The sequence below is a fragment of the Brucella tritici genome, assembly GCF_008932285.1.
Lineage (GTDB): Bacteria > Pseudomonadota > Alphaproteobacteria > Rhizobiales > Rhizobiaceae > Brucella > Brucella tritici.
On sequence record NZ_WBVY01000003.1, the window covers coordinates 910,285 to 924,188 of the forward strand.

Here is a 13,904-nt window from a genome sequence, read left to right on the forward strand (position 1 = left end):
TAATGCCTTATTTTTACAATTGATGGAAACAACGCTGTGCATAATAGATACTAGCGCATAGAAGTCTCACTGTGGGCCTCTGATGTGCTCGGTTGGAAAGAGAATAAGTGGACCATTCTGTACCTGTCTATGTCATCAATCTTGCGCGGTCACGGGATCGCTGGGACAGGCTGAAGTCCAATGCGGATGCGCTTTCGATCGAACTCCGACGCGTGGAAGCCGTTGAGGGAAAACTGCTGTCTCCGGAAGAACTGACGGATTTCGATGATGCAGGCTTTCGCCGTTGGCACGGTAAAACTGTACTGCCCGCAGAAATCGGTTGTTATTTCAGCCATATCCAAGTGCTGGAAATGATAGCCGCAGCACCTGAATCTTTTGCGGTCATTGTGGAAGATGACGTAGTTTTCACGCCTGCTTTTCAACCGTTCCTGACGCATTTGACAAAGGTGACGGGTTGGGATGCGGTTAAGCTCGTGAATCACAGGACGGCTGCCTTTCGCCCGTTTCAAAAAGCCGACGATCGGTTCTCCATAGGTCGCTGTCTACATGGCCCGCTGGGCAGTTCAGCAGCATATGTCGTAACCAGGGAAGGTGCGTCGAAAATGCTGAAAGCGCTCCGGCCCATGCGACTGCCTTATGATGTTGCATTGGAACGCGGGTGGGCTGGTGCGTATCAGGTTTTTACGACCGACAAGCCGGTCGTCGAGTTTTCGGATATTGCGATTTCTACGATCGCTCAGGGGCGTTCTGCCTACGCCAAGAAGCGTTTACCCGTATACAAAAGGATAACTACCCTTCTGTTTCGAGCAACTGACTATGTCCGACGAATCGCCTACGCTCTTGATAAGAAGGGCTTAAGAGAGGACAGAGATTGAGTTATTTTAAAAAGTCTTTTCTCCTGCGGCGCCGGATAGATTCCTGGGTGCTCGGAATAGCGTCGGCAGCGATGCCCATTCGCATCGGTTTTGGACCGCTGATACTTTTCGTCTTTTCATGCATTGGTATTTATCTCGCCTGCGGACGTCACGCGACGACACGTATGTTCGCAAAAAAATTCTATATTTTCATCGTCTTATATGCTGTCTGGTCTTTGGGCTTAATCCTGTTTCGAGGCGAGCCTTTCCAAGATAACCGGCAGATCGGCTATACTCTGTTGATCACCATTTTCGCTTTTGCCGGTTCCGGAATGGTGCTTATCCGTGATCCACTGCGAGCTTATGTCCTTGGCGCACGCGTTGGAACGTTGCTTGCCGTGGTCATCGCGCTTTATCTTGCTGTGACCAATGGCGGCCGTATTGGTGTCGGCGGCAATCAGGCAGTCTTTGCATTCGTTGCAGCAGTGGCGGCGATCTCGGCTGCAGTCCCCCTGCACAACGCCTCCCGATATTTGCCGAACGGCCCACATTGGCTGGTGTTGGGGTTCACCGCGGTTTTAACTTCTGAAACACGTGCAGTCATTGTGGTATTGCCAATATTTGCGGCCATAGAAATTCTTATTTTCCTAAGGCGTTTCAGCATCAGACAACAGGGAGCAGCTTATGCGATACTGTTCGCAGCAATAGCGGCTCTCGTCGTTGTCGGACCGGTTGGCGATATTATCTCCAAACGGTTCGCGGGTATGGTGGAATATTATGACAGCGGCAACAGTTCCAATTGGGACGATAAAGTGTCTGCCGATATCCGCGAGGTCATGTGGACGAGCGCGTCCCATGTCATCAAAACTCACCCTTTCACAGGAGTCGGCTCCTATTCGAAGATGGATTTCGTGAAGGCTGAGGCTGGTGACAAGGCTCCAATGTTGGAAGGCTTCCGTCATGTCCATAACACGGTTCTTGATGAGTTGCTGAACGACGGAATTGTCGGCCTCATCTTTATGGCCTGTGCATTTATCTCGATCTTCGTCTATCTGTGGCGTACAGCGGACAGTTGGGCGATGCGACGAGCATTAATCTACTTCGCGGCGGTGTGCGGCAGCTACGGCATGCTGCACAATCCGCTTTTGCACGAGGTGACCATTGCGTCGACCATGTTCTTCCTCGCAGCACTGAATGCGGCTGCATCGCGGCGAATGATGGCCGCGCGCCGCGCAGGTCTCATCTCGTATATTTTTAGAAAGAAATCAGCCGCATGAAAGCCATTGTTACGGGCGCAGCCGGGTTTATCGGGTTCCACACGGCGCAACGACTGCTGGATGAAGGCTGGCAGGTCATCGGCATAGACAATGTGAACGACTATTATCCGGTTGCCTTGAAAGAAACCCGGCTCTCCAAACTTCTTATGAGGGAAGGATTCCGGTTCGCAAAGGCGGATATTTCCGATGCAGAAGCGTTCAATGCGGCGATCGGCGCTGATCGGGATGCAGATATCATCGTGCATCTGGCAGCACAGGCGGGTGTGCGATACTCCATTGAGAATCCCACAGCCTACATCTCCGCTAATGTGCAGGGACAGGTCACGGTCTTCGAAACCGCGCTGAGACTGGATAAGCGACCGCCTGTCGTCTACGCCAGCTCATCGTCGGTCTATGGCGCGAATGAAAAGGTGCCTTTCTCCGAAAGCGATCCTGTCGATCATCCCGTCTCGATCTATGCCGCGACAAAGCGTTCGGGCGAATTACTGGCCTACTCCTACCGTCACGTGCACAAGCTTCACTCTGCGGGCTTGCGCTTCTTTACCGTCTACGGTCCTTACGGGCGGCCTGACATGGCGCCATGGCTGTTCACGTCCGCGATCCTCAAGGGTGAGCCGATCCGGGTGTTCAACAATGGTGAGATGCAGCGGGACTTCACCTTCGTGGACGATATCGTCAGCGGTGTCGTCGGTGCGGTACGGCGCATACTCGACAAACCGGAAGATACCGCACCTGTTTATAATCTCGGCAACAACCGGCCCGTAATGCTGAACAATTTCATTGCTGCAATCGAGAAAGCGACGGGCAAGGAAGCGATCCGCAAGCTGGAACCCATGCCAGCCGCCGACGTGCCGCGCACTTATGCCGATATCACGCTTGCCGCTGGCGATCTTGGCTTTAGTCCGAAAACGACACTCGATCAGGGGATTCCTTTGTTTGTCGAGTGGTTTCGCGGCTATAATGGAGCGCGATGAGCGAACCAACATCCAGACGCGGTTTCAGGCCGCTGGCAGACATGGCTTCGGGTCTGGTGGACCCGATGCTGCAAAAGCGTGCCGGTATCAATCTCGCCTTGCTTCAGTCGTGGGAAGATATAATCGGCCCTGCAATCGGCGCAACGTCACGTCCGCTGCGCATTATCTGGCCGCGTCGTCTGCATGAGGATGATCCGTTTTCACCAGCTACGCTGATTATCGCCTGCGAAGGCTTCGCTGCCTTGCAAGTCCAGCATGAAACAGGGGAAATCATCAGTCGCATCAATGGCTTTCTCGGTTTCTCGGCGGTCGGGCGCATTCGCATCGAACAGAAGCCGCCGGTCATTCCAACCAAGCGTCGGATAAAGAGGCTGGCGCCGCTTGGGCCTGCCGAAGAACGTCGCATTGACAAGGCTACAGACGGTATCGAGGATGATGCGCTTCGCGCAGCACTGGCGCGTCTTGGCAAGAACATTCTCGCAGAGAAGCGGACAACCAGTCGAAAGGACGGTAAGGACAGCTGAAGTCGGGTTGCTGCCATAAAATTGATGCAAGCTTTCAGCAGTTTGAACTCGGCACCCCAATTGATTGTCGCGAATATGAAGACAAAAAACGCAAGGTGCTGACTGTCATGTGAACGCCGTGGGTCTAGCGAAGTGCGATCTGCCGCTTTAGATTGTATGTCGAAGTCAACTATTAAAACAGGACTGGATGATTCGGATGCCTGCAGCGTTTAATCGCAGACACGTTATTTCTCTTGCCGGAGCAGCGGCTGCCGGACTGGCGTTCGCCGGTGGCGCGAATGCACAGCAGCGCGATCCTGAAGGCACCGTCGATGCGGCCAAGGTTGCCGAACCCGGCAAGCTCAAGGATATGGTCTATGGCAAGGCTGACGCGCCGGTCACCATCGTTGAATATGCATCGCTGACCTGCCCGCATTGCGCAGATTTCACGATCAACACATTCCCGAAAATCAAGGAAAAATATATCGATACGGGCAAAGCACGGCTCATCTTCCGTGAGTTCCCGTTCGATCCGCGCGCGACTGCCGCTTTCATGCTTGCGCGCTGCGCACCGGAAGACCGCTATTTCCCGATGGTCGACGTTTTCTTCAAGCAGCAGCAACAGTGGGCGACCGCCGAAGATGGCGAAGCAGCTCTCCTGCAAATTGCAAAACTTGCCGGTTTTACACAGGAGTCCTTCAAGGCTTGCTTGACGAACCAGCAAGTTCTCGATGATGTGAGGGCAACGATGGAGCGTGGGTCGAAGGATTTCGGTGTGAATGCAACGCCGACTTTCTTCATTAACGGACAAAAATACGCTGGAGCGCTTTCGGTTGACGAAATTTCGGCAATCATCGACAAGCTTCTCTAATCCGTTTTTCAGATCGAAAAGCGGGCGCTTCTCTGCGCCCGCTTTTTGCGTTTTTGAGATAGAGCATTTCCAGCAAAAGTGCGAAGCGGTTTTGCGTGGGATAATGCGTACAAACAATGAGCTGGAGCGGTTCCACCACCCAGTTTTAACAGGCACCGCTCTCGCTGCAGGAGGGGCATTCTGATGCGCTTCTCCAAGCTGCGCCTTGTCGGTTTCAAATCCTTCGTTGAGCCCATGGAGTTCGTCATCGAAGGCGGGCTGACCGGCGTTGTCGGCCCGAATGGCTGCGGCAAGTCCAATCTGGTCGAAGCGCTGCGCTGGGTGATGGGTGAAAGCTCATACAAGAACATGCGCGCCTCCGGCATGGACGATGTGATCTTTTCCGGCTCGGCCACGCGGCCCGCGCGCAATACTGCGGAAGTCACGCTTTTTCTCGACAATTCCGACCGCACCGCGCCTGCCGCTTACAATGATGCGGACGAATTGCAGGTCTCTCGCCGTATCGAACGGGAATCCGGGTCGGTCTACCGCATCAATGGCAAGGAAGCGCGCGCCAAGGATGTGCAGCTTCTCTTTGCGGACCAGTCCACCGGCGCACGTTCGCCCTCCATGGTCGGGCAGGGGCGCATTGGCGAGCTTATTCAGGCAAAGCCGCAAGCCCGTCGTGCGCTTCTGGAAGAAGCGGCTGGCATCTCCGGCCTGCATACGCGCCGTCATGAGGCCGAGCTGCGCCTGCGTGCTGCTGAAACCAATCTCGAGCGTCTGGACGATGTGGTTGGCGAGCTTGGAAGCCAGATCGAAAGTCTGAAACGTCAGGCGCGTCAGGCGAACCGCTTCAAGGCACTTTCCGCAGATATTCGCCGGGCGGAAGCCGCACTTCTGCATTTGCGCTGGTCGCAGGCAAAGATGCAGGAAGGCGAGGCGCAAAGCGCCCTGGCGCAGGCAACCTCGGCTGTCGGTGACATGGCGCAAGCCCAGATGAACGCGGCGAAAGTACAGGCGGTCGGCGCACACAAACTGCCCGAACTGCGTGAAGCTGAAGCGAAAGCCGCGGCTGCATTGCAGCGTCTTTCCATTGCCAGAACGCAGCTTGATGAGGAAGGCGAACGTCTTCGTGCCCGCCGGGCAGAGTTGATAAAGCGTCTTGAGCAGCTTTCCGCCGACATCGCGCGCGAAGAAGAAATGATGCGTGAGAACGCCGATATTCTGGCGCGTCTCGATGACGAAGAACAGGAACTGATCGCTTCCGCCGAAGAATCCGGCGAGCGTGATCAGGAACTGCATGCACTGTTTGAGGAAGCGGAAGTTCGCTTACAGGACAGCGAGAGCGCTTTGTCCCGCGTTACGGCTGAACGTGCCGAAGCTGCCGCAGAGCGTGTGCAGATCGAGCGGGCATTGAAGGAAACACGTGATCGTCGTGACCGTCTTTCTGTCCAGATGGAAGTGATCGAGCGCGACATCGCTGCTGTCGCGGAACAGATCGGTGGCCTGTTCGATCCTGCGGAAAAGCGCATCGTGGTCGACCGCTGTGCAGAAGCACTGGCATCCGCCGAGGAACTGGTTGCTAGCGCGGAAGAGCTTGTTGCAAGCGCACGCGAAGCGGAAGCCGCCAGCCGCCAGCCTTTGAGCGAAGCGCGCACGGAGCTGAACCGTATCGAAACGGAAGCGCAGACGCTGGCCCGCATTCTGAATGCGGGCGAAACGGGACAATTTCCGCCGGTGGTGGAAGAACTGCGTGTCGAGAAAGGCTATGAAGTAGCACTTGGTGCGGCACTCGGCGAAGATCTTGATGCGGCCAGCGATGAACACGCACCGGTCTACTGGGCTTACAATCCCGCAGCCAATGCCGATCCCGCTCTGCCCGACGGCGTGACACCTTTGGATCGGCTGGTAGAAGGGCCGCAGCAATTGCGCCGTAGGCTGGCACAGGTCGGCGTTGTCTCGGAAAGTGAAGGCAAGCGCCTGCAAACCATGTTGCAGCCCGGCCAGCGGCTCGTCAGCAAGACTGGTGCGCTCTGGCGCTGGGATGGTTATACAGCGAGCGTCGATGCGCCGACCCCGACAGCCCAGCGACTGGCACAAAAAAACCGGCTGGCGGAACTAGAACAGGAAGCGATTGCCGCGCGCAAACGTGCCGAGCAGGCTGAGCAGGATGTGCAGCGAACCGAAGCAGGCGTCCGCGAGGCCGTCGAACAGGAACGTGTCGCGCGCGATCAATGGCGTGCCAACCAGCGCAAGCTTGATGAAGCGCGTGAGGCTCTCGCGGCTGCGGAGCGTGCAGCCGGTCAGTTGGCAACACGCCGTGCCGGTCTGGAAGACAGCAAGGCGCATTTGGAAGAAAATCTCGAAGAAGCGCAGATCCGTGTCACGGAAGCCGAAGAGCGGCTTGGCGAAATGCCGGATATCGATGCGATTGGCGAACGCCTTGCCGCATTGAGCAGCGAAGTCATGTCGGACCGCACGGCTCTGGCAGAAGCGCGCGCCGCCTATGAGGGGCTGCGGCGCGAGGCCGATGCCGGCAAGCTGCGGCTGGAAATGATTGCGCTGGAGCGCCGCAACTGGAAATCCCGCGCTGAAAATGCTGACCGACATATAGCTGCATTGAACGATCGCCGTGCGGAAACAGCGGATGAAGCCGAGGCCCTTGCGGAAGCGCCTGACGAAATCGAGACCCGCCGCCGAGCACTGTTGAACGAACTTTCGCAGGCCGATGCCCTTCGGAAACAGGCTGGCGATATTCTGGCTGAGGCTGAGGCTGCGCAGGCGGAACTCGACAAGACTGCGACCCTTGCCATCCAGCAGCTCGCCGCAAGTCGCGAACAGCGTGCGCGTGCCGAAGAACGTCTCGCGGCGGCAGAAGAGCGGCGCAAGGATGCCGAAGCACGTATTGCCGAAGCTTTGAACTGCCCACCGCATGAGGCTATTCGCCAGACAGGTTTAAGGCCGGACGAAGCTTTGCCTGATCCCGATCAGCTGGAACGCCAGCTGGAGCGGTTGAAGATTGAGCGCGAGCGGCTCGGTGCTGTCAATTTGCGCGCCGATGAGGAACAGGAAGAACTGTCAGGACGTCTCGATACTATTGTATCCGAGCGTGAAGATGTGATTGAGGCAATCAAGAAGCTGCGCCAGGCAATCCAGAGCCTCAACCGCGAAGGGCGCGAGCGCCTGCTGGCTGCATTCGACGTGGTGAATGTGCAGTTCCAGCGTCTGTTCACGCATCTCTTTGGCGGCGGAACAGCTGAATTGCAGCTGATCGAAAGCGATGATCCATTGGAAGCCGGTCTGGAAATTCTCGCCCGTCCGCCCGGTAAGAAGCCGCAGACCATGACGCTGCTTTCCGGCGGTGAGCAGGCACTGACAGCTATGGCGCTCATTTTTGCGGTGTTCCTGACCAATCCGGCACCGATTTGCGTACTCGACGAAGTGGATGCGCCGCTCGACGATCATAATGTCGAGCGCTACTGCAATTTGATGGATGAAATGGCGGCTTCGACCGAAACACGTTTCGTAGTCATCACACATAATCCGATCACCATGGCGCGCATGAACCGTCTCTTCGGCGTGACCATGGGTGAGCAGGGCGTGAGCCAGCTTGTGTCGGTGGATTTGCAGACCGCGGAACGCCTGCGCGAAGCGAGCTAGATTTTCCCCAGCAAAGCCGGTGAAGCAGTTTTCGCCGGAAAGAGCTCAAAAGGCCAATAGAAAGAGCAGTTGAGCGGGGTCAATCTGACGTGAACCCGCTTGGCCATTTTCGATGCTGATTACAACAGTTCCAGTCAAGACTGGAGCTGTGGTCACACTTTAAATCTTTGTTTTTACGCATTATCCTGTGCAGTGAAGCGGGGCTGGGAATCAGTCCAGTGGATTGATTTCCTCGCGCAGACGCTTCGCACTTTTGCTGCAAATGCTCTAACGTGCCTTGTAGTTCACGCTCATTTTTGCATCTGACAATGCGCGGGGGGCGAGCTTTTCAGGAGACAAATCGCTCAGGCCGATTGGAACAGGTGTTTCAAAGCTCAAATCAAGTGCAAAATAACCAGTCGGATTAGGCATGTCCTGGATGAAGCGCAGCAATGCCTTTTTCGATTCTGCATCAATCTGGCCGTCGGGCATCGCCTGTACTGCCGCACTTGCCACAGTGATGTACTGAGCGATTGCCGTTTCCGGATCTGCATCATCGTTTGACCAAGCACGGAAGATCACGTTGGCGAGAGAAGGCACAATCAGGCTCTCCCATATTCCCTGATTATCAAGACGCAGGTGCAAACGGGAAAGGGTCGCTGTCGGATTTGCTGTCAGTTCGGCGATGGATGATCCGGTAGGCAGGTTGAGTTCGCCTGAAATGGCGACCTTGCCCAGCCTGACATTGCTCATCTCGGCATTCTGGATATGCAAATAACCGTCTTTCGGATCGAAACGGTACGAAGCTGTAAAGTCCGACGGCGTTTGCTGAACAGAACTTATAAACTTGGTCAGTTTATCATCGATCTTGAGGGACAGCCGCACACCATCAATGGCGAGACGCGCCCATTGCGGTGGGCTTGAAGCCATATCTGGCGCGTCGGACATAAAATCATGAAGCCGGTCGCCTTCAATCTCTACCCGGTCAAACGCCCAACTCATCAGATCGCCGGAGCTGAACAATGCGTTTGAGAGCACACAGCCATCACGGCTATCCCGAACGGCAAAGCCTTTGCCTTTCTCGACATTACTCATGCCTTTTAAGAATTCTGCACAGCGGCTGAGCGGCGCTTCTTCTTTTAAAAGGGGCTTTGTTTCAGCAAAGGCGGGGGCTGCGATAAAGGACAATAGGATAGAGGGCATAATGAAACGCATTTTACCGATTTCTGACAGTGTGAATCGTATTGAACGCGCTTCATCATTGTCATGGAACCCAACCTGTCAACCTTGCTGACATCGCTCCTTGGCAAGGCTACTTGTCGCTCCAGACCGCAAGTTCGTTGCCCGCAGGGTCGGTGAAATGAAAGCGACGTCCGCCCGGGAAGGTAAAAATGGGTTTCACAATCGTTCCACCCGCTTCCTTCACGGAAGCCAGCATTTCTTCCAGCCTTGCGGCATAGAGGACGGGCAATGGCTTGGCGGTGGCCGCTCTGTCGGCATCAAAACCGCCGTCCAATCCTTCTGAAAAGGCCGAATAGGTTGTGCCATAATCGACAAAAGACCAGCCGAAAGCGCGCGCGTAGAAGCTCTTGGTCGCATCGAGCGATCCGTTTCCAGCCGGCATTTCGAGATAGTCGAGCTTTCCCATGATGCGCATGACAGATTCCATATGTTCACTATTTGTTCGATAGTGCCTTGAAGCCTCGCTTTTTGTCAAGTGAATAGGGAGGCAACCTGTTCAGAAACGCAAGCGTGCCATGGTCAGGACATCGACATATTGTCCTGTCGAAAAGCGTAGGAGCGCAGCAGGCCTTCCCGTCAAAACCGTGTTTTTCGTAAAGCCTGATTGCGGGTTTGTTATCCGAGTACGCCGTCAGTTCCTGCCATTTCAGGCCGAGCCAGTTATTGGCAACGTCGACGATCTGGCCCATCAGGGCCGTAACCTTGTGCTGGATCACGCAGGGGCAGAGTTTTCGCTCAGAGCCATTATTGGTCGACTCAACTTCGCCAGGATAGTCGCATAAGACAAGAAGCCGATCCTTTGGCCCTTCTTTCCTTTCCGTTGAAAGCAGTTTGGGCGACGTCTTGTCCGGGGCTGCAAGCGCGGTGCCAGTTCGATCAGTACATCCTTGCTCGGTTGCTCTAATGTGGTCCATGCCAGCAGAGAGTCAGATTTCAAGTCTCCCCGCAACCCCCAGAAACCAGGGGGAGTAATTACCGTAATTATCTATTCGATAACTATGTGACAAAAGTGCTTGTTTGCCAGTGACTTAACTTGGCGGTAAGCGCGAGGCTGTGGAGTTGGCGATTGCCTATTTGCGGGTCAGTTTTATCAGTCGTGGCAAAGGTCAAAGTGTCCTCATTGCTGCAGCCTATCGCCATCGGACGATGATGTATTTCCAGCGCGAAGGAGCAACAGTCGATTTTTCGTTGAGGGACGGTCTCATACACGAGGAGTTCATGTTACCAGCAGATTCTCCCCAATGGGCTCGTAGGATGGCCCGGGAACCGGCTGCACGTGCATCGGAGAGCTTTTGGAATTTCGTAGAGACTTCAGAAAAACAAGCGAACGCACAACTGGCACGCGAAGCCATAATCGCATTACCTACGCAATTGCTTCCCAGCCAGAATATATCGCTTGCTCGCGAATTTATCGAAACACATGTTCTGTCCAGGGGCGTGGTAGCTGATTGGGTCTATCATGATGAACTAGGTAATCCGCATATACATTTGCTGATGAGTCTCAGACCGCTGGCTGACGATGGGTTTGGCGCCAAAACTATAATAATCAATGATGAAAAAGGAGCTCCTAAACGACGCGCTAACGGCCAGCTCGTTCGGACACAATGGAGCGGCAATAAAGCCGATTTTTTGCAGTTCCGAAATGGCTGGTTTGAATGCCAGAACAGACATCTTGCTCTGGCTGGCTTCGATCTTCATATCGACGGACGCTCTTACTCCGAACAAAACCTTGATATCCTTGGCATGATACATGTCGGCCCTGCAGCCTCGGGTATTGAACGTGAAATCAGAGAAACAGGCAGATTGGTTCCTGTCCGGCGGGCTGAGCTAAACCAACATCGCAAAGATGAAAATTTGAGGCGTATCATCAGGCGACCAAATATCGTCCTTGATATAGTGACTTCGGAACGGAGCGTTTTCGAGAGAAAGGATCTAGAGAACATTATTCGCAGATATTCGAACGATAGCGCCCTTTGTTCGCGTCTTTCTGCGGAGATTCTTAAAAGTCCAGAAGTGCTGACAATCGATAGGGTGCCGTTTGAACTCAACGGAAAAAAACAGGTTCGGGAAAAGTTGACCACAAAAAGACTGATCAGGATGGAAGCCCGAATGGCTATGAATTCGATCCGTCTTTCGAAGCTCAAAAGCCATCCGGTCCAGGCAGACCGAATGGATGAAATATGTGATCGTTACAGCTGGCTCAACAAGGAACAACGAACGGCAATCCGTTATCTGGTCGACGGGCAGAGCATAGCTGTCGTCGTCGGAAGGGCTGGGACAGGAAAAACTTCCACGCTGAAAGTGGCCGCCGAGGTATGGAAGGATGCAGGCTATACTGTGCTTGGAGGTGCTCTGGCGGGGAAAGCAGCTGAAGGTCTGCAAAACGCTGCGCATATACAAAGTCGCACGCTGGCATCGTGGCAATACCGTTGGAATGTCGGAAAAGACCGGATTGATTCCAGAACGGTGTTCATAATTGACGAAGCGGGATTGGTTGCGTCCAGGCAGATGGCTGCTTTTCTGCAAGCTGTTAAAGACGCTGGTGCCAAAATCGTGCTGGTTGGTGATACAGAACAGCTACAGCCGATCGAAGCGGGTGCTGCGTTCAGAGGAATAGCGGACAAAGTAGGCTATGTAGAGCTCGAGACAATTATCCGTCAGCGAGAGGACTGGATGCGTAAAGCGTCGGCTCATCTCGCGACCAACAAAACCAAGTTGGCGCTGGAAGAATATGATTTTCATGGGAAAATCCATTCCTGCAGGGACAAAGACGAGGCACTCACACGGCTGATTGCAAATTGGGACGAAGCGAAGTCCAAAGGTGCAAATTCGCTTATCCTTGCGCATCTGCGACGCGACGTGCAGAAACTCAACCTGCTTGCTCGTCAGAAACTCATCGACAGAGAACTAATCGGACGGGAATTTTCATTCGAGTCCATTAATGGTTCCAGAAAAATAGGGAGGGGCGATCAGCTCATTTTCCTGCGAAATGACAGTTCCATGGGCGTTAAAAACGGAACTGTGGGGCACGTAGTATCTGCTGCTCGAAACGCAGTCATCGTTCGGATTGCGGAGGGCGATAGGCATCGTGAAGTCAATGTAAATAGCGAAAATTATAATGAAATTGATTATGGGTATGCGACAACAATACATAAATCGCAGGGCGTAACTGCTGAAAGTATTAATCTGCTCGCTTCTTCAACGATGGACAGGAATCTGGCTTATGTAGCGATGACACGCCACAGAGAGGATCTGAATATATACTATAGCAAAGAGAGATTTAAAAACAAAGAGGAGCTTGGAGCGGTTCTTTCACGTAACAATACGAAGGAAATCACCCTCGATTATGATAACGGTCCCATCTACGTGCAAGCGTTGAGGTTTGCTCAAAAACGGGGACTAAATCTGCTCAGTGTTGCGCGAACCCTTTATCATGACCGTCTTGTCTGGATCGCCGATCAGGCGAAACGTTTGCGGGAAATGGGTTCACGGCTTCAAAAAATTGCACACTCTCTACCAAAGCTTCCAAGAGAAGCGCCCGTAATTTGTGAGACTCTGGTGCCTGGTGTTTCAGAATATACGAAATCGGTTTCCCAGGTTGTGTCGGCGCAATTAGCAGGCCATCGTGCGCTTCAGCGTGATATCGAAATGATAAACTCGAGCTTGCGGAAGATTTTTAAAGATCCAGAGTGTGTCTTTGAGAAGCTGGAAGTTTCATCATTGTCGATCGAAGAAGGCAGCGGTCGAGCTAAGCTCGATCTGCTGAGGGACAATCCCGGGGGCTTGGGAAACCTCCATGGCCAAGCGGGCCTTTTTGCTGGCAGGCGAGCGAGACAGGAAAGGGAAGCAGTGCTCGACGCCGCGGGATATCTTGCAACCCAGATAGGTCTGCATCTTGATTATCGGGAAAAGTTGAGAGCGTCGTTGGAGCGAGAAGAAGTCGAGCGGCGCCAACGGATGAGCGCGGCAATTCCCTATCCGTCCGAACCAGCCCGAAATTATCTTGTAAATGCAGGAAAGTTGGATGACGAACAGTATGCCCAACGTCATGAAGCTTACCTAGCTTTGGATCAGGGGGTTAAAGCGGAGCTTAAAGCTCTTGCAACGGCAATTGATCGTCGATTTGGCAAGGGAGCATTTTGGGGAGCTTGTGATAGGGATTCAATAGAACAAAAGCTCGTCAAGGTTATGGCGTATTGTAAGGAAGAACAGCGTCAATACGTTATGAACGCGTGGAACCTGTTACGGGCCGCACAAAAAATTGAATCCGATAAGCAGCGGGTCAGTATTGCCAACATGTACGGTATAAAGAAATCAATGTCATTGTCGATCCAAAGAAATTAATTGCTTCTCCTGAGTGAATAATGGATCTAGAAGACAGTGGGGCGTTCTTTCGGGTAAATTTTACTTATTCTTTATCATTTTTTATCTCTGCTTCTCTTTTCGTAAGTTCATTCTCGATTGCCTCTCGAATAAAGAAAGCGATTCTATATTTCCCGACCAAATCTGTGATCCGTTTCTTGGTCTCCTGCGACAATCTGATTTTTGTCGCTTGCATGTTC

At 53.6% G+C, this 13,904-nt stretch carries 9 protein-coding genes; 7 read left to right on the plus strand and 2 right to left on the minus strand.

Going from position 1 to position 13,904, the window contains the following annotated elements; translation table 11 throughout:
- Window positions 1-107: 107 nt before the first annotated feature.
- From F9K94_RS14220 to smc, 6 genes are all read left to right on the plus strand, one after another.
- Window positions 108-875, plus strand: coding sequence for a glycosyltransferase family 25 protein (locus tag F9K94_RS14220; protein WP_151646335.1), 768 nt, complete (start codon window positions 108-110; stop codon window positions 873-875).
- 278 nt (window positions 876-1,153) lie between these two features.
- On the plus strand, window positions 1,154-2,131 hold the full coding sequence (locus tag F9K94_RS14225; RefSeq protein WP_235920624.1) for an O-antigen ligase family protein: 978 nt from the start codon (window positions 1,154-1,156) through the stop codon (window positions 2,129-2,131).
- Complete coding sequence (locus tag F9K94_RS14230; RefSeq protein WP_151646339.1) at window positions 2,128-3,105, plus strand: SDR family NAD(P)-dependent oxidoreductase; 978 nt, start codon at window positions 2,128-2,130, stop codon at window positions 3,103-3,105. Before F9K94_RS14225 ends, F9K94_RS14230 begins: the two co-directional genes overlap by 4 nt.
- The gene (locus tag F9K94_RS14235) at window positions 3,102-3,629 is read left to right on the plus strand and encodes a DUF721 domain-containing protein (protein WP_151646341.1); all 528 of its coding nucleotides are present in this window, start codon (window positions 3,102-3,104) and stop codon (window positions 3,627-3,629) included. The genes F9K94_RS14230 and F9K94_RS14235 overlap by 4 nt, the downstream gene beginning before the upstream one ends.
- Window positions 3,630-3,825: 196 nt before the next feature.
- Complete coding sequence (locus F9K94_RS14240) at window positions 3,826-4,479, plus strand: DsbA family protein (protein ID WP_151646343.1); 654 nt, start codon at window positions 3,826-3,828, stop codon at window positions 4,477-4,479.
- Window positions 4,480-4,662: 183 nt separating this feature from the next.
- Window positions 4,663-8,121 (plus strand): chromosome segregation protein SMC, encoded by a 3,459-nt coding sequence (smc, locus tag F9K94_RS14245; RefSeq protein ID WP_151646345.1) that lies wholly within the window; start codon window positions 4,663-4,665, stop codon window positions 8,119-8,121.
- Window positions 8,122-8,388: 267 nt separating this feature from the next.
- Here the strand turns inward: smc and F9K94_RS14250 are convergent, their stop codons facing one another.
- Together F9K94_RS14250 and F9K94_RS14255 are read right to left on the minus strand one after the other, a co-directional pair.
- Window positions 8,389-9,315 carry a hypothetical protein gene (locus F9K94_RS14250; protein ID WP_151646348.1) on the minus strand — a complete coding sequence of 309 codons (927 nt, stop codon included), beginning with the start codon at window positions 9,313-9,315 and terminating at the stop codon, window positions 8,389-8,391.
- A 97-nt stretch (window positions 9,316-9,412) separates the two neighbouring features.
- Window positions 9,413-9,757, minus strand: coding sequence for a VOC family protein (locus F9K94_RS14255; protein WP_151646350.1), 345 nt, complete (start codon window positions 9,755-9,757; stop codon window positions 9,413-9,415).
- A 644-nt stretch (window positions 9,758-10,401) separates the two neighbouring features.
- Between F9K94_RS14255 and traA the strand changes: the two genes are divergently transcribed.
- A complete protein-coding gene (traA, locus tag F9K94_RS14260; RefSeq protein ID WP_192799502.1) occupies window positions 10,402-13,686 on the plus strand; it encodes a Ti-type conjugative transfer relaxase TraA in 3,285 nt (1,094 codons plus the stop codon).
- Window positions 13,687-13,904: the final 218 nt, after the last annotated feature.

Excerpts from the sequence above, each read along its gene's own strand:
- F9K94_RS14230 (WP_151646339.1), top strand. The coding sequence starts at position 2,128 with ATGAAAGCCATTGTTACGGGCGCAGCCGGGTTTATCGGGTTCCACACG.
- F9K94_RS14235 (WP_151646341.1), top strand. The coding sequence starts at position 3,102 with ATGAGCGAACCAACATCCAGACGCGGTTTCAGGCCGCTGGCAGACATG.
- F9K94_RS14240 (WP_151646343.1), top strand. The coding sequence starts at position 3,826 with ATGCCTGCAGCGTTTAATCGCAGACACGTTATTTCTCTTGCCGGAGCA.
- smc (WP_151646345.1), top strand. The coding sequence starts at position 4,663 with ATGCGCTTCTCCAAGCTGCGCCTTGTCGGTTTCAAATCCTTCGTTGAG.
- F9K94_RS14250 (WP_151646348.1), bottom strand. The coding sequence starts at position 9,315 with ATGCGTTTCATTATGCCCTCTATCCTATTGTCCTTTATCGCAGCCCCC.
- F9K94_RS14255 (WP_151646350.1), bottom strand. The coding sequence starts at position 9,757 with ATGCGCATCATGGGAAAGCTCGACTATCTCGAAATGCCGGCTGGAAAC.